The 15,754-nt window shown below is 68.2% G+C and carries 13 protein-coding genes; 4 read left to right on the top strand and 9 right to left on the bottom strand.

The genetic code is table 11. The features are described from left to right. The first annotated feature begins 3 nt into the window (after window positions 1-3). The 3 genes from BMX07_RS10385 to BMX07_RS10375 all read left to right on the top strand — a co-directional run bounded on the left by BMX07_RS10385 (window position 4) and on the right by BMX07_RS10375 (window position 6,037). The gene (locus tag BMX07_RS10385) at window positions 4-234 is read left to right on the top strand and encodes a DUF8151 family protein (protein ID WP_090618411.1); all 231 of its coding nucleotides are present in this window, start codon (window positions 4-6) and stop codon (window positions 232-234) included. Window positions 235-327: 93 nt separating this feature from the next. Beyond that, window positions 328-3,585, top strand: a complete 3,258-nt coding sequence (ileS, locus tag BMX07_RS10380; protein ID WP_090617503.1) for an isoleucine--tRNA ligase — start codon at window positions 328-330, stop codon at window positions 3,583-3,585. Window positions 3,586-3,952: 367 nt separating this feature from the next. Then, on the top strand, window positions 3,953-6,037 hold the full coding sequence (locus BMX07_RS10375; protein WP_090617500.1) for a CARDB domain-containing protein: 2,085 nt from the start codon (window positions 3,953-3,955) through the stop codon (window positions 6,035-6,037). Window positions 6,038-6,133: 96 nt separating this feature from the next. Here the strand turns inward: BMX07_RS10375 and BMX07_RS10370 are convergent, their stop codons facing one another. From BMX07_RS10370 to BMX07_RS10360, 3 genes are all read right to left on the bottom strand, one after another. Continuing rightward, complete coding sequence (locus BMX07_RS10370) at window positions 6,134-6,673, bottom strand: heme NO-binding domain-containing protein (protein ID WP_090617499.1); 540 nt, start codon at window positions 6,671-6,673, stop codon at window positions 6,134-6,136. A 114-nt stretch (window positions 6,674-6,787) separates the two neighbouring features. Continuing rightward, a complete protein-coding gene (locus tag BMX07_RS10365; protein WP_090617497.1) occupies window positions 6,788-7,645 on the bottom strand; it encodes a ribose-phosphate diphosphokinase in 858 nt (285 codons plus the stop codon). Between the two features lie 143 nt (window positions 7,646-7,788). Continuing rightward, entirely contained in the window at window positions 7,789-8,688 is a 900-nt protein-coding gene (locus BMX07_RS10360) for an HVO_0234 family beta-propeller protein (RefSeq protein ID WP_090617495.1), read from the bottom strand. 105 nt (window positions 8,689-8,793) lie between these two features. Between BMX07_RS10360 and glmM the strand changes: the two genes are divergently transcribed. Continuing rightward, complete coding sequence (glmM, locus tag BMX07_RS10355) at window positions 8,794-10,170, top strand: phosphoglucosamine mutase (RefSeq protein ID WP_090617493.1); 1,377 nt, start codon at window positions 8,794-8,796, stop codon at window positions 10,168-10,170. Window positions 10,171-10,179: 9 nt separating this feature from the next. Here glmM and BMX07_RS10350 read toward each other — a convergent pair whose 3' ends face one another. The 6 genes from BMX07_RS10350 to serA form a co-directional block, all read right to left on the bottom strand. Further along, window positions 10,180-11,181, bottom strand: a complete 1,002-nt coding sequence (locus BMX07_RS10350) for a PGF-CTERM sorting domain-containing protein (protein WP_139210857.1) — start codon at window positions 11,179-11,181, stop codon at window positions 10,180-10,182. 351 nt (window positions 11,182-11,532) lie between these two features. Further along, window positions 11,533-11,928 carry a universal stress protein gene (locus tag BMX07_RS10345; RefSeq protein WP_090617490.1) on the bottom strand — a complete coding sequence of 132 codons (396 nt, stop codon included), beginning with the start codon at window positions 11,926-11,928 and terminating at the stop codon, window positions 11,533-11,535. A gap of 102 nt (window positions 11,929-12,030) precedes the next feature. After that, a complete protein-coding gene (locus BMX07_RS10340) occupies window positions 12,031-13,209 on the bottom strand; it encodes a DUF7118 family protein (protein WP_090617488.1) in 1,179 nt (392 codons plus the stop codon). Between the two features lies 1 nt (window position 13,210). Continuing rightward, window positions 13,211-13,579, bottom strand: a complete 369-nt coding sequence (gene hisI, locus BMX07_RS10335; RefSeq protein ID WP_090617486.1) for a phosphoribosyl-AMP cyclohydrolase — start codon at window positions 13,577-13,579, stop codon at window positions 13,211-13,213. Window positions 13,580-13,684: 105 nt separating this feature from the next. Next, window positions 13,685-13,954, bottom strand: coding sequence for a hypothetical protein (locus BMX07_RS10330; protein ID WP_090617484.1), 270 nt, complete (start codon window positions 13,952-13,954; stop codon window positions 13,685-13,687). A gap of 141 nt (window positions 13,955-14,095) precedes the next feature. Next, complete coding sequence (gene serA / locus BMX07_RS10325; protein WP_090617481.1) at window positions 14,096-15,682, bottom strand: phosphoglycerate dehydrogenase; 1,587 nt, start codon at window positions 15,680-15,682, stop codon at window positions 14,096-14,098. Window positions 15,683-15,754 lie beyond the last annotated feature (72 nt).

Below are 15,754 nucleotides of genomic sequence, written 5' to 3'. Positions count from 1 at the left end.
CGAATGACATCCATCGGTCCGGAACTGCTCGCGGAATCGCTCTCGCTGATCCTCTACACCGTCGCCGCGGGCGTGTTGACGGTCGTCGGCGTCCTCGCCGAACAGGCGAGTCTCCAGCACCTCGGGGCCGGCGAAGCGATGATCGCACTGTGGCTGGCCGGACTCGGCGGCGTCATGCTCTACGCCGGCGCGTACGGCATCGGCTACCAGAAGCTCCTCTCGCAGTACGTCTGAGCGGTCGCAGCCGCGACTCGTTCGCTCGAGCGACCGGAACACGAGATCCGCAATATCGATTCCTCTTTACTGCCGGAGGCGATTAGGTCGGGTATGAGCAGGTTCGGCGAGGTCGACGACCAGTACGACCCACACGAACTCGAGCAGCGGGTCTTCGAGTACTGGGACGACGTCGACGCCTACGAGCAGACGGTCGAGCACCGATCGGACGGTGAGTCCTACTTCTTCGTCGACGGCCCGCCGTACACGTCGGGGTCGGCGCACATGGGGACCACCTGGAACAAGTCGCTGAAGGACGTCTACCTCCGCTTCCTGCGGATGCAGGGGTACGACGTGACGGACCGCCCGGGCTACGACATGCACGGGCTCCCGATCGAGACCCGCGTCGAGGAACGACTCGGTTTCGAGAACAAACAGGACATCGAGGAGTTCGGCGAGGAGAACTTCATCCAGGAGTGTAAGGACTACGCCAACGAGCAACTCGAGGGCCTCCAGTCGGACTTCCAGGACTTCGGCGTCTGGATGGACTGGGACGACCCCTACAGGACGGTCGCACCGGAGTACATGGAGGCCGCCTGGTGGGGCTTCTCGAAGGCCGCCGATCGCGGCCTCGTCGAGAAGGGCCACCGCTCCATTTCGCAGTGTCCGCGCTGTGAAACGGCGATCGCGAACAACGAGGTCGAGTACGAGGACGTCGAGGACCCCTCCGTCTACGTCTCGTTCGACCTCGAGGACCGCGAGGGCTCGATCGTCATCTGGACGACGACGCCGTGGACGATTCCGGCGAACACCTTCGTCGCCGTCGACGCGGACGGCGACTACGTCGGCGTCCGTGCCGAGAGCGACGGTGAGGAAGAGTTGCTGTACGTCGCCGACGCGAAGCACGAGGAGGTGCTTCGGGAGGGCCGCTACGACGACTACGAGGTCGTCGAGGAGTTGTCGGGCGAGGACCTGATCGGCTGGTCCTACGAACACCCGCTCGCCGAGGAGGTGCCCGACCACGTCGACGCCGAGGGGACGTTCGAGGTCTACGCCGCCGACTACGTCGACACGCACGGTGACGGCACCGGGCTCGTCCACTCCGCGCCCGGCCACGGTGAAGTGGACTTCGAGCGCGGACGCGAACTCGGGTTCCCGATCTTCTGTCCGGTCGGCGGAGACGGCGTCTACACCGAGGAAGCCGGCAAGTACGCGGGTCAGTTCGTCAAGGACGCCGATCCGGAGATCACGGCCGACCTCGAGGACAACGGCGCGCTGCTCGCCTCCGGAACTGTCCAGCACAGCTACGGCCACTGCTGGCGCTGTGATACGGGCATCCTCCAGATCGTCACCGACCAGTGGTTCATCACGATCACGGACGTCAAGGACGAACTCCTCGACAACATCGAGGACAGCGAGTGGCACCCCGACTGGGCCCGCGACAACCGCTTCCGTGACTTCGTCGAGGAGGCACCGGACTGGAACGTCTCCCGGCAGCGCTACTGGGGCATCCCGCTCCCGGTCTGGACGCCGGAGGATCGGGACGACGACGAGGACATGATCGTCGTCTCGACGCGCGAAGAACTCGCCGAACGCGTCGATCAGGACGTCGATCCCGAGGCGGTCGATCTCCACAAGGACACCGTGGACGACCTGACGATCACCGAGAACGGCACCACTTACACCCGCGTTCCCGACGTGTTCGACGTCTGGCTCGACTCGTCGGTCGCGTCGTGGGGGACGCTAAACTACCCCTCGGACGACAGCACGTTCGACGAGCTCTGGCCCGCCGACTTCATCCTCGAGGCCCACGACCAGACCCGCGGCTGGTTCTGGTCCCAGCTGGGGATGGGTACCGCCGCGCTCGGCGAGAGCCCGTACACGGAGGTCCTGATGCACGGCCACGCGCTGATGCCCGACGGCCGCGCGATGAGCAAATCCAAGGACATCCTGATCGACCCCCACGAGGCCATCGACCGCCACGGGCGCGACGTCATGCGGCTGTTCCTGCTCTCGAACAACCCGCAGGGAGACGACATGCGCTTCTCCTGGGACGGGATGCAGACGATGGAGAATCACCTCCGGACGCTGTGGAACGTCTTCCGGTTCCCGCTGCCGTACATGCGGCTGGATGAGTTCGACCCCGCCGAAACGACGCTGGCGGACGTGGACGACGTCTCCGCGAGCGACGCGAGCGGAGGCTCGTCGGAGCGCAGCTCCGACGGTGACCTCGAGCTGATCGACGAGTGGGTACTCGCCCGACTGCAGTCGACCAAGGCGACGATGACGGCGGCGTTCGAGGACCGCCGGCAGGACCGGGCGCTCGACGCGCTCCTCGAGTTCGTCGTCGAGGACGTCTCGCGGTTCTACGTGCAGGCGGTCCGCGAACGCATGTGGGCCGAGGAGGACAGCGGCTCGAAGCGGGCCGCCTACGCGACGATCTACCACGTGCTCCGGGAGAGCGTCGCCCTGCTCGCGCCGTACGCGCCCTTTATCAGCGAGGAGATCTACGGCACGCTGACCGGCGACGACGGGTTCGATACCGTCCACATGGAAGACTGGCCCGCGGTCGACGACTACTGGGAGGACGAGCAACTCGAGGACGACGTCGCCATCCTGCGCGCCATCGAGGAGGCCGGCGCGAACGCCCGCCAGCAGGCCGGTCGCAAGCTTCGGTGGCCCGTCCCGCGAGTCGTCGTCGCCGCCGACGACGAGCGCGTCGCGGCGGCCGTCGAGCGCCACACCGACCTGCTCGAGGATCGGCTCAACGCCCGCGAGATCGAACTCGTCTCGCCGGACGATCGCTGGGGCGAGTTGCAGTACAGCGCCGAGGCGGACATGAGCGAGCTCGGCCCGGCCTTCGGCGACCGCGCCGGGCGGGTGATGAACGCGCTCAACGAGGCCCGCATCGACGAGCCGAGCCTCGCGGCGATCGAGGACGCCGTCGACGACGCGCTCGAGGACGGCGAGGAGATCACCGACGAAATGGTGTCGTTCGTCACGCAGACGCCCGAGGGCGTCGCCGGCACCGCCTTCGGCACCGACGGCGACGACCGCGGCGTCGCCTACGTCGACGCCTCGCTGACCGACGACATCGAGAGCGAAGGCTACGCCCGCGAGGTCATCCGGCGCGTCCAGGAGATGCGCAAGGACCTCGATCTCGACGTGGAAGAGCGGATCGCGCTCGACCTCGAGATCGACGACGACCGCGTCGCCGACCTCGTCGCCGAGCGCGAGGCGCTCATCAGCGAGGAGGTTCGGGCGGACGAACGCCGCACGGTCGAGGACGGCCACCGCAAGGAGTGGGACGTCGAAGGGGTGACGATGGAGATCGCGATCGAGCCGCTGGCGGCGGCGGAAGCGTCGGACTAGTCGCCGCCGAGCGGCGCGAGGGCTGAGCGAACGCGAAGTCCTCGGATAGCGAATAGCGCGGGACCTCGGGTCCCGCGGGCCGTGCGAACGGCGGCGGAGCCGCCGTGAGCAGACGGGGAACGATGTGACACGTGAGCAGCGAGGCGGCGTTTTTTGGACCAGGTTTTTGCGTGAGCGGTCGCGAACGCTGTGAGCGATCCGAACGGAAAAAGGTGGATGCCGAGATCGCGATCGAACCGCTGGCGGCGGCGGAAGCCTCCGACTGACGGACTGCGACGTCGTCGTTCGTCTCCGTTCGATCCGTTCGACGACCGTGACGGTCGCGCTGCCACAAAAGTCTTGAGTGCTGACTTCCCAGCGATGGCTAGTGAAATCTCGGTTCGCCGCTCTCCTGGTCGTCGTCTTGCTCGTCGCGAGTCTACCGGCCGGCGTCGCCGCACTCGAGCCGGCGCGAGCCGCCGGCTCCGCGACGACCGGCGGTCTCGATTCGCGGGCCGGAGGGACGGCTCCTTCGATCGGGACGACCGCCGGATCGACGGTCGGGTCCGGCGGCTCCGAGGACGTCCTCCACCGGACGACCGTCCTTCGGCACCGTCCGGCCGACCCCGACGCGTTCGAGGTGGAGACGACCGTCCACGTGCCCGATCCCGTGACGGAACTCGAGATCGAACTCGATCCGGACGCGACCGTCGAGTCGACCGCCGGATTCGAGCGGACGGGCGACCGGACCTTCGAGTGGACCGGCGGGACCGACGCGCCGACGGTGCGGTACGCGATGCCGGCCGATCGACGCGGTGACGGCGAGCAGGGTGCCGGGTCGGCGGGTGGCTACACCTTCGTCGATACCGGCGACTGGGGCGTCGTGGCGGTTCCCGACGTGTCGCTCTCGCTGCGTCGGACCGAACCGGTCGGCATCGAGCGGTCGGTGACCGTCGACGGTCCGGGTGCGACCGGCGGCGACATCGCCTTCTTCGGCGCGGTGCGGGAGTACGAGCGGGCCGTCGACGGCGGGACGATCAAGTTGGTCGTCCCCGACGCCGCGTCACTCGAGGAGTCGCCGGACGCGATCCTCGCGGCCCTCGCGGACGCGCGCGGCCGGCTCGCGGTCGGGGCGCGAACGGACGAGGTGTTCGTGGTCGCGGTACCGAGCGACGTCGACTGGGGGCAAAAGCGTGGCATCCAGTACGGCCGGTCGGACGCCTGGGTCGTCGACGACGCGACGCTCGACGAGCCCAACCCGGTCTGGCTCCACGAGTACGTCCACGTCCGCCAGCGGTTTTCGAACGCGGACGGCGATACCGCTCCCGAGACGAGCTGGCTCGTCGAGGGCCAGGCCGATTACTACGCGGGGCTGCTCGCCCTCGAGAGCGGCGCGACCGACTTCGCCGATTTCAGCCGTCTCCTCGAGCGCGGCGAGGAGTCGCCCGACGCCGACGCGGTCCTCGCCGACCGCTCGACCTGGGAGAACCGGGAGACGATGTATACGAAAGGGGCGCTCGTCGCCGGCGAGATCGATCGGCAGCTTCGGCTCGCGACCGACGGTGATCGGACCCTCGAGGACGTGTTCCGGGCGCTGAACGCCGGCGAGGGGACGGTGACCGAGGACGACTTCCTGGAGGCGATCGAGGAGGCCGGCGGACCGACCGTCCGCGCCGTCGCGGAGCGGTACACGCGGACGGACGAGAGTCCGGAGATGTGGAGCCGGAGCCAACACGAGGCCGCGTTCGAGCAACCGGTCGCCGACTTCGCGTACGGGATCGGTGCCGAGCCGCTCGAGGTCGCGGGTCGGGAGTGGCCCCGCTGGAACGCCACGGAGATCGACGGCACCCGTGTCCACGACGTGATCGCGGTTCCGGCCGGCGAATCCGTGTCGATTCCGGTCGCGGTCGAGAACGTCGGCGAGCGCGAGGGGACCTACGACGCGACGCTGGACGTCGACGGACGGGTGGTCGCTCACCGTCGGGGGAGGCTCGCACCCGACGAGGGGACGACGCACCGACTCTCGTGGACGCCGTCCGAACCCGGCGAGTACACGGTTCGAGTCGGTGCCGAGCGGCTGACTGCCGTCGTTCGCTCGCCCGCGAGCGCGACCGTCGCTGACCTGCAGGTCGCGCCCGACAGCGTCGACCCTGGCGAGCCGGTAACGGCGACGGCGACGATCGCAGCCGACGACGACCGACCGGCCGCGGCCGTCGTCGCGTTCCGGACCGTCGACGGGATCGCGGCCGAGCGGTCGGTGGCGCTCCGGCCCGGTGAGACGACGACCGTCGAAGCGCCCCTCCGATTCGACGAGCGCGGGCGGTACGAGATCGGCGTCGGGGATCGGACGGCGACGGTCAGCGTCGGCGCCGACCCGGCCGCGGCACTCGAGGAGGTGCCCGGGTTCGGTCTCTCGGCCGCGGCGATCGCCGTCGCGATCGCGCTCTCGATACTGGTGGCTCGCCGCCGCTGACGGTGCCGCCGAGTGAGCGTGTGAGTGAGGAGGAGGGAGAGGTGGAGTCGCCGTCGAGATGCGCCTCGAGCGTCCGCCGATCGCTCGTCACTGCAGTCACTCGAGGTCGACGTGAAACCGGCACGCGCCGTCGCCGTCGTCGACGCAGGCCGTTTTCGTGACGGTCGCGTCGGCGTCGAACGCCGCGACCAGCCCGTCCAGGATGCCGTGTGCGAGCCCGCAGTACTGGTGGCCGCGATGCGTGTCGTACGTGACGATGGCGTGATCCGACTCCCGCGCACAGGCGAGTTCCGGGAGCGTGGCCTCCTCGGTGGCGGTGTCGATGTCGTTGTAGACGCCCTCGAGGTCGGCGAGCAGGTCCGCAAGCTCCCAGTCGCGACGGATGTGCGCACTGAACGTCGAGAGCAGTTCGGGGGCCAGCCTGCGGCCGAAGTCGCGTTCGATCTCGTGTCTGTCCTGCGTGGCCATCGTCGACAGCGTCTCGAGGATGGCGTCGATCTCCTCGTCGTCGTAGTTCGTGACGGGGAGGTATAGCTGCGGCTCGAGACCGGATTGTTCGACGACCGTGTCCCAGGTGCCGTCGTCGGTTCGCTCGACGACGTACTCTTTGAGGGTCTTGTGGACGATTCCGTGCATCTGGCCGTGTCGGTGTGTGGTCGCGTACTCCCGCGCGTTCGGTGGGTGTGGCAGCGCCGTCACTGCCACGCGCTAACATCTAAGGCAGTGTCTGGGGGCCACTTAACCGTTTAGTTACAGATGAGCAGCGAGCACCGGCGCGACGGAGACGGTCTCGACGCCTCGCTCGATCGTGTCGGTGCCGTAGATCGCTTCGACCCCAGCCCGCGAGAGCTTCGTGACGGCGTCGCGGGCGAGCAAGGGGTGGACGCAGGTGACGAAGACGCGACCGACGTCGCGATCCCGGAGGAGGGTGACGGCCTCGCTCATCGTCGACCCCGTCGCGATGATGTCGTCGACGACGATCACGTCGCGACCGGCCACGTCGACGTCGCTGGGGGATATTTCGACCTCCGTCCCGGAGAGACGGGTCTTCTCGAAGTAGTCTGTTTCGCCCGCGCCGTATGCGTCTCTGGTCGTTTCGGCGAGCTCGATCGCCCCCGCGTCGGGGGAGAGGAAGACCGGATCGGCGAGATCGGCCGGGAGCGGTTCGGCCAGCTGCCCCGCCGCGTCGACGGCGGTCGCTGTCGGCTCGAAGAACTCACAGACCGCTTCTTCGTGGGGATCGACCGTCAACACGCGGTCGGTACCGGTCGAAATCGCGCGTGCGATCGCACGCGCGGACACGGGATGGCCCGGTTCGAAGGCCTCGTCCTGCCGCCCGTAACCCATGTAGGGGAGAACGGTAACGACCTCCTCGATGCCGGCCTCGCGGACGGCGTCTTGCAACTGGAGCACCTCGAGGTGGGCGTCGCTCGAGACGGTCGACGCGACGATCACCGCCCGGTCCGGCTCGGCGTCGGCCACCCCGGGGACGGCGGCGAGCAGTTCGCCGTCGGGAAAGCGGTCGTACTCGACGGCGGCGAGCGGCTCCTCGAGTTCGCGTGCGAGCGCCGCGGCGAGAGCCTGCGACGCGGATCCGCTGACGATCATATTCGGTGGGACAGCCCGGGGGGTAAACCCGCTTTCGTTCTCCCGGTCGCGTCCGGTGCCGTCGCGGTCGCCGTCGGAGCGTCAGCTCATCGTTCCGCGGCGGTCGCGTCCGGTGCCGTCGCGGTCGCCGTCGGAGCGTCAGCTCATCGTTCCGCGGCGGTCGCGTCCGGGACCGTCGCGGGGACGGCCATCCCGACCACGTCGGTGATGCCGAGCAGCCGCCGTCGCCAGCCGCCGTCGCTCGAGGACAGGAAGGTCCCCGACTCGGTGACCGCGTAGCGTTCGTCGCCGTAGCCGAATCCGACGACCGTCTCGCCCGAGCCGTCGGGCTCGCGCTCCCGCCACTCGTCGTCGTCGGCCGCGTACTCGTAGATCGTCTCGCCGGCGACCGCGTGTGCACGCTCGAGTCGGCCGGGTCGAGAGCGGGGGTCCGCCGCGACGGTCTCGAACGCTGGCTCGAGGACCGCCATCCAGCCGTTGCCCAGCTTGTAGAGTCCGTCGGCGGTGGCGGCCAGCGGGACGCCGGCGGCCGAGACGTCCCGCACGTCCGTCAGCCCGGCGTGATCGAGCCTGCCCTCGTGAACGCGGTAGACGCCGTTGTCGGTACCGACGAGGTCGCCGTCGATCGCGCGCACCGTTGCCACAGGGACGTCCTCGAGCGTGGTCCACTCCTCGGCTCCAGCCGCCCGACACGCGACGCGGCCGTCCGGACTGGCCGCGATCAGATCGCCGTCGTCGTAGCCGACGGCGACCGCCGGGCCGAACCCCGCTTCGACGAACGTTTCGTCGGCCGCGTCGCCGTCGCCGGTCTCGGCGGCCGCCTCGTTCGCGACCTCGTGTACCCTGACGTCCTCGTCGGTCGCGATGGCGACGGCGTCGCGGGTCGCCGCGATGTCTCGAGCCTCGCAGCGCTCGCAGAGGCCGAATTCGCCGACGGTGTCGCCGGCGACGCGGACGCGGACGACTCCCATCGCGCTCGCGACGTAGGCGGTGACCGCGCCCTCGCGGTCGCCGTAGACGCGTTTCTCCTCGATCGAGTCCATACGGACCCGTCGGGGGGACGGGCCGAAAACGTTCCGTCGGCGATCGGCCAGCACGCCGGTCGGTTTGCGGAATCCCTTTGGGGTGGCCGGTCAGACTACCACGTGATGCAAGTCTTCGGATCCAGCGGGACGCGGGGCGTCGCAAACGAGGAGTTGACGCCCGCGTTCGTCCTGCGCGTCGCGAAAGCGGCCGGGACGACCTGGGGTGACGGTCACGGTGGGGACCGGGTTGCCATCGCCCGCGACACGCGCCACACCGGCCGAATGCTGGCCGATGCGGCCGCCAGCGGGCTCGCAAGTACGGGAATCGACATCGACCGCCTCGGGATCGTTCCCACGCCGGGTGCACAGGCCTACGCCGAACGGGAGGGCGTGCCGGTAATCGTCATCACGGCCTCGCACAACCCGCCGCCGTACAACGGCGTCAAACTCGTCGGGGCCGACGGCGTCGAACTCGCGGTCGCCGACCTCGAGACGATCGAGGAGACGCTGCTCGCGGAGTCGTTCACCGTCGCGCCCTGGGACGAGACGGGATGTGTCCGCGAGATCGACGGCGTCAGGCGGGAGTACGTCGACGAACTGCTCGCCGCCGCGGACCGGGAGGCGATCGCCGACGCGGAGCTCACCGTCGCGCTCGATCCGGGCCACGGCGCGGGAGCGCTGACGAGCCCCGAGTTCTTCCGCGAACTCGGCTGTCGCGTCGTCACGGTCAACGCCCAGCCCGACGGACACTTCCCCGGTCGCGATCCGGAGCCAGTTCCCGACAACCTCGTGGATCTTGGCCGGCTCGTCCGCGCGACCGACGCCGACGTCGGCATCGCCCACGACGGCGACGCCGACCGCGCCATCTTCTTCGACGAACACGGCGAGTACGTCGAGGGCGACGCCACCCTCGCCGCGCTCGCAGCCGCCGAACTCGAGGCCGGCGACACCACCGTCTCGGCCGTCAACGTCTCCCAGCGGCTCGTCGACGTCGTCACCGAGATCGGAGCCGAACTCGAGCTCACCCCCATCGGCTCGACGAACATCATCACCCGCATCGAGGAACTCGAGGACAAGGGCGAGCGGGTTCCGGTCGCGGGAGAGGGTAACGGCGGGATCTTCTTCCCCGGCTACCGGCTCTCGCGGGACGGCGCGTATACGGCCGCGCGATTCCTCGCGCTGGTCGCCGAGCGGCCGGTCAGCGAGATCGTCGCCCCCTACGACGGCTACGTCAACGTGCGGCGCAACATCGAGTACGAGTCGACGGCCGAACGCGACGCGATGCTCGACGCGGCGGCCAACCAGGCCCAGGCCGCCGACGCGGAACTCAACACCCGCGACGGCTACCGGCTGGACCACGGCGACGCGTGGGTGCTCGCCCGCCCATCCGGAACCGAACCGCTCGTCCGGATCTACGCCGAGGCCCGCGAGGGCGACCGGGCGGAGGAACTCGCCAGCGACATGTACGAGGCGCTGGCCGACGCGAAGGCCGACGTCTGAACGCAGTCGTTACGTCTCGTCTTCGGACCGTCGAATCAGCGCGTAGCCACCGGCGAGGCCCGCGATCGTGGCAACGGGTCCGAAGCCGGGCATCCCGTCACCGCCGGGCGCGGAATCGCCGTTGGATTCGGTATCACTGGTGTTATCGGCAGATTCGGAACTGTTAGAGTCGCCGTTGGATTCGGTATTACCGGAGTCACCGTCGGTACCCTCATCAGCGGCCCCGATCGTGACGAGTTGCTCGTCCCCTCCTGGGAGACGGATCGCGATGTCCTCGTCCGACGAGTTCGGCCCGTTGTAGATGATCATTTCCCACTCGTACTCGCCATCGTCGACGTTGAATTCATCGAGAGGAATTTCGAAGACGTCGTCGCCGTCCTCGTGAGGGACAGCCTGTATATCTCCGCTCGAGTCGTTCTCGATTTCGAATTCGACGAGCCAGCTTTCGTCGACTTCCTCGTCTCGAGTAATCGTCACTGTCGCTCCGTCTTGATCGAACTCCCACTCGTAGTTGGTCCCGTATACTTTCTCGCCGGTCGTCGAAACGACGGTCCCCGATCCGTCGAGGAGTTCGACGATGTACGGGGCGAACGTCTGGTCCGTGAATATCCCCCTATCACCGCTGTATGAACCGCTGACGGTGACGGAGGACTCGCTTCCCTCCGGCGTTCGGACATCGACGAGTCCGTCCATCGACGGGACCTCCTCCAGCGAACCGGTAAAGATTATCACGTGATCGGTCGCGTACGTTTCCCCGTCCCCGTCCGGTTTGAACGTGGTCGTCTTGCCCGTCGCGGCGTTGCGGACCCGAAGCGACCGATCGGCGTCTCCCCCGAACTCGAATAGGCCACCTCCGGTGGTACTGACGGTGATGGTCTCCGACGCCGCGCCCGGTCCCACAACCGTCGATGTCGCGCTCGAGTGCTTGATGTCGACTGCGGCGGCGCCGCTGCTTGCGGCACCCACAACGGTTCCGACGACCCCTGTCCCCCCGGCTACTGTCAGTGTCAACAATTTTCGTCTCTGTATCCGACACATCTCGGCTGTCATTTCTCACGACGTGTCAAATAGCCTTTGGCGGAGCCGGATGGGAAATTCTGTCTGGAAGTCACCGGCCGGATTCGTCCTTCGGGCGGGTTGCAGGAGGTGGAACCGTCCCCGCGTCGTCGTTCGCTCCCGTCTCGTACGATCTACGGTCCGATCGACCTGCCTGTCCGCGCTCGTTCGGGACCGTTCATAGCTTCTTAGAGCGCAAGAACCATCCTGGAATTTGTTTCACTACCCGCCGTACTCGGCCGTCGGCGGGGGCCAGGTGATCGCTCTTTCATCGGATGTCGTCTCGAGTGTTCGCGCTGGACATCGTCACGGAACGATCGTCACCGGAACGTCCGCCCGGCGGGTGACCGCCTCCGCGACGCTGCCCAGCAACACCCGCGAGACGCCGGCTTTCCCCTCGCTCCCCATGACGATCGCGTCGACGTCCGCCTCGGCGACGTACTCGAGAATCGCGTCCGCCGTCCCCTGGCCTTCGATCACGTTCGTTTCGATGGAGCGGTCGTACTCGTCGGCGAGCGCCTGGACGTCGGCGAAGAACGCGGGTTCGTCGTCCCCCGAGACGATACTGCCGTAGTCCGCCTCGAGATCGTCGATCGCGTGGACCACCGTCAGCCGACCGGCGGGCACCCACTCGAGGGCGTGCTCGAGGGCCGCCCGCGACGGGTCGGAGTCGTCCATCGGGACGAGGACGTGTCTGGTCATACGTGGTCTTCGGCCGAAGACGGCTAAAATGCGGGGCCGACGGGCGGCGACGACTCGCTCTCGAGGCGCTGGTGGGCGGCCGTCAGCCGCTCGCGCGGTCGCTCAGATCGGGTCGTCGACCGCGAGCGCCTCCTCGAGTCGTTCCCGTTCGGCCCGCAGGGACTCGAGTTCGTCCGCGACGCGGCCGTCGGCCAGCCGCTCGCGCTCGCCGGGGCTGAGCTGTGCCACCGCTTGTGCGGCGGTCTGGAGGCGGTCGTAGTCGGGGTCGGTCGCGAGCAGGCGGACGTCGCGCAGGGCCGCGACCGTCTCCTCGTCGGCGATCCGGGCGACGAACGGACGGTACTCCCGCGTCCGACAGCGGAGTTCGCCGGCCGGTCCCGGCGGCCAGTCGATCGTCAGCGGTTCGGCGTCGACGCCGTCGAGATACGTCTGCTGGGTCGCCACGTTGCGCTTGAGTTCGTCCGCGCTCTCGACGTAGTGGGAGAGCTTCGACCGGGAGTAGTCGGCGTACTCGAGCAGTTCGGGGATCGTGTACTCGCCGGCCGGGTTCTCGCGGACGTAGTCCACCAGCTCGTCGGGCGGCTGTTCGTAGGTCACGAACGGGTACCACCGGCTTCGCTCGAGCAGGTCGAACACCTCGCGTGCGCTGGCCTCGAGTCGATACTCGCGGACGCCCTCGCGGATGGCCTCGTTGTACGCCTCGATCGGCTCGCGGAGGCGCTCGACCGGCGCGTCCAGATCGGCGTTCGAGAGTTCGAGCAGCCGTTCCCGCCGGTCGATCTCGTCGTCGACGGTCCGACGGCGCTTGGCCGCGGCTGTGCGAGCTTCCGCCAGCTCTTCCTTGGCCGCCTCGCGCTCCTCGAGCAGGTCGGCGTACGCGGCGGCCGGCACGAGCGCGTCGCGGGCCCGTTCGAAATCCGACTCGCTGAGCCGTCGCTTGTCGATCGCTTCGAGGGCGTTCTCGAAGGCGTCGCGTTCCGGGAGATCGTCGGCCAACCCCGAGACCAGCCCGTCGAACTTCCCCTCGAGCTCGATGTAGGCCTGGAAGTTCTCCTTGCCGGTTCCCGTCGCCCGGTCGACGTAGTCGTCCAGCAGCGTCGTCGCGTTCCGGTAGGCCGTCGTGACCTCCTCGACGGTCTCGGACCCGTGGTCCGCGATCCGCGTCTCGACCGTCTCGAGGCGCTGGCGGGCGGCCTCGAGCGCTTCGAAGGGCGTCGGCTCGTCAGCAGCCCCGGCGCGTGCGTCCGAGCGGGCGTCAGAGGGAGGGACGCGCTCGCTCATCTCACTCGTAGACGGCGTCGGGATCGAACACCTGTTCGCCGACGGTCTCCCCGTCGATCGTCCGGTAGAAACACGACCGGTGGCCGGTGTGACACGCGCCGCCCTCCTGGTCGACCAGGTAGAGAAGGGTGTCGGCGTCGCAGTCGACTCGGACCTCGGCGACGTCCTGAACGTGGCCGCTGGTCGCCCCCTTCTCCCAGAGTTCGTCCCGGCTCCGGGAGTAGTAGTGCGCGCGGCCGGTCTCGCGGGTCCGCTCGAGGGCGTCCGGCGAGACGTACGCGAGCATGAGCACCTCGCCGGTGTCGACGTCCTGTGCCACTGCGGGGACGAGTCCGTCCTCGCCGAAGTCGACCGCAACGTCGTCGTCCATACTCGGGATATCGGTCGGCCGAGCGATAGGTCTTTTGCTGCGGAGACCGCGAGTGCGTCGCTCGAGAATCGGGACGAAGAACCGGGACAAAGGGCAAAGTCGGTCTCAGCGTCCGTTCCAGCTCCAGCGGCCGACGACGAGTAGCACGACCGCGAACAGCAGGAAGCCGATCGTCACGGCGGCCGTGACCGCGTCCGTGCTCGCCGCCGCGACCAGTCCCGAGGCCAGCATGAGTCCGACGACCAGCAGCAGTAACCCGAAGATCGAGGCGATCGAGAGTCCGATCCCCTCTCTGAGCCCCCACTTCGTGGTTGCGGCGTCCTCTCGGTCGCTCTCGGTCGGGTACTGTCCTGGACCGCGGTACGGAATTGCCATGTCTCTCGCCTCCTACGGGAAGGAGGCGCTCGCGGGCAATAAAGAGCGCTCACGAACGGACGGACTGTCCGATCGGCGGTGGGTTCGGTTTGGGGCAGTCGTTGCGGCGACCGCGGGTATTCGGACCCCGTCCGCCACCGATCAGGCCTGGCCGTTCAGCGTGATGTCGTTGATGGCGATGATCCGCTCGTCGGACTCGAGTTCCTCCTTCGCGTCCGCGGGGACCTCGCTGTCGACGTTGTAGACGGTCAGCGCCTCGCCGCCGATGGTTTCGCGGGCGTTGAACATGCCGGCGATGTTGACGCCGTGGTCGCCCATCACGGAGCCGATGAGACCGATGACGCCGGGTTCGTCCGTGTTGCGCGCGACGACCATCCGGCCGTGGGGGATGGCGTCGACGCGGTAGCCGTCGATACGGACGATGCGCGGGTCGTCGCCGGCGAACAGCGTTCCGTCGACCGAGACCTCGCTGTCGTCGTTGCTGACGGTCACGGAGACGAGACTCTGGAAGTCCTCGGCCTGGCGGGTCTTGGATTCGGTGACGTCGACGCCGCGATCCTCCGCGATCTGGGGCGCGTTGACCGCGTTGACCTGCCACTCGAGCGGCTGGAAGACGCCCTTCAGCGCGCTCGCGGTGACGAACTCGACGTCCTCGTCGGCGATGTCGCCCTCGTAGACGACCTCGATGTCTTCGATGCGGCCCTCGAGCAGCTGAGCGGCGACCTTGCCGGCGGTCTCCGCGAGCTCGATGTAAGGCTGGACGCGGGGGAACGCGCTCTCGTCGATCGACGGCGCGTTCAGCGCGTTCGCGACCGGTTCGCCGATCAGCGCGGCGTTGACCTGCGAGGCCGTCGAGGTCGCGACGTTCTCCTGTGCGGCTTCCGTCGAGGCCCCGAGGTGGGGCGTGACGATGATCTCGTCGTGCTCGAGTAGCGGCGACTCGGCCGAGAGCGGTTCCTCGGCGAAGACGTCCAGCGCCGCACCGGCGAGAGTGCCGTCCTCGACCTTGGCGGCCAGCGCGTCCTCGTCGACGACGCCGCCGCGGGCGCAGTTGATCAGGTAGCCGTCGCCCAGCAGATCGAGTTCGTCCTCGCTGATCAGGCCTTCAGTCTCCGGCGTAAGCGGCGTGTGAACCGTGAGGAAGTCCGCCCGTTCGAGGCTCTCCTCGAGATCGACGAGTTCGGCACCGATGCGGTCGGCCCGCTCCTCGCTGATGTACGGGTCGTACGCGACGATGTCCATGCCCAGCGAGTCGAGCTTCTTGGCGACTTCCTGGCCGACGCGGCCGAGGCCGACGACGCCCAGGGTCTTGCCGTTGAGCTCGGTTCCGAGGTAGTCGCTTTTCGCCCACTCGCCGTTTTTGAGGCGGATGTGTGCCTGTGGGATGGAGCGAGCGGCCGCGAACGTCATCGCGACGGTGTGTTCGGCCGCCGCGCGAACGTTTCCTTCCGGTGCGTTGGCGACGATGACGCCGTGGTCTTTCGCGGCGTCGATGTCGATGTTGTCGACGCCGATCCCGGCTCGGCCGACGATGACCAGGTCCTCGGCGGCCTCGAGGACGTCCTCGGTGACTTCCGTTCCCGAGCGAACGATCATGCCGTGTGCGTCCGATACCGCCTCGAGGAGGTCGTCGTCCTCGAGTTCGTAGCCCGTCTCGACCTCGTGGCCGGCGTCTCTGAGTACGTCCAGACCCGCATCTGCGATCGGGTCCGTGACGAGAACCTTCATGCGCGAGACAATCGTGCGGAGCAGGTAAACCCTTCCGTTGTCGTCGGGCCCGGCAAAAAATACCGTTGTCTA

Origin of the sequence: Natrinema salaciae, from assembly GCF_900110865.1 — an archaeon.
GTDB lineage: Archaea > Halobacteriota > Halobacteria > Halobacteriales > Natrialbaceae > Natrinema > Natrinema salaciae.
Note: the sequence above shows the minus strand (reverse complement) of the source record. Positions and strands in the feature narration are given on the sequence as shown.

Coding starts and splice junctions, on each gene's coding strand:
- BMX07_RS10385 (WP_090618411.1), top strand. CDS start 4: ATGACATCCATCGGTCCGGAACTGCTCGCGGAATCGCTCTCGCTGATC.
- ileS (WP_090617503.1), top strand. CDS start 328: ATGAGCAGGTTCGGCGAGGTCGACGACCAGTACGACCCACACGAACTC.
- BMX07_RS10370 (WP_090617499.1), bottom strand. CDS start 6,673: ATGCACGGAATCGTCCACAAGACCCTCAAAGAGTACGTCGTCGAGCGA.
- BMX07_RS10365 (WP_090617497.1), bottom strand. CDS start 7,645: ATGATCGTCAGCGGATCCGCGTCGCAGGCTCTCGCCGCGGCGCTCGCA.
- BMX07_RS10360 (WP_090617495.1), bottom strand. CDS start 8,688: ATGGACTCGATCGAGGAGAAACGCGTCTACGGCGACCGCGAGGGCGCG.
- glmM (WP_090617493.1), top strand. CDS start 8,794: ATGCAAGTCTTCGGATCCAGCGGGACGCGGGGCGTCGCAAACGAGGAG.
- BMX07_RS10345 (WP_090617490.1), bottom strand. CDS start 11,928: ATGACCAGACACGTCCTCGTCCCGATGGACGACTCCGACCCGTCGCGG.
- BMX07_RS10340 (WP_090617488.1), bottom strand. CDS start 13,209: ATGAGCGAGCGCGTCCCTCCCTCTGACGCCCGCTCGGACGCACGCGCC.
- hisI (WP_090617486.1), bottom strand. CDS start 13,579: ATGGACGACGACGTTGCGGTCGACTTCGGCGAGGACGGACTCGTCCCC.
- BMX07_RS10330 (WP_090617484.1), bottom strand. CDS start 13,954: ATGGCAATTCCGTACCGCGGTCCAGGACAGTACCCGACCGAGAGCGAC.
- serA (WP_090617481.1), bottom strand. CDS start 15,682: ATGAAGGTTCTCGTCACGGACCCGATCGCAGATGCGGGTCTGGACGTA.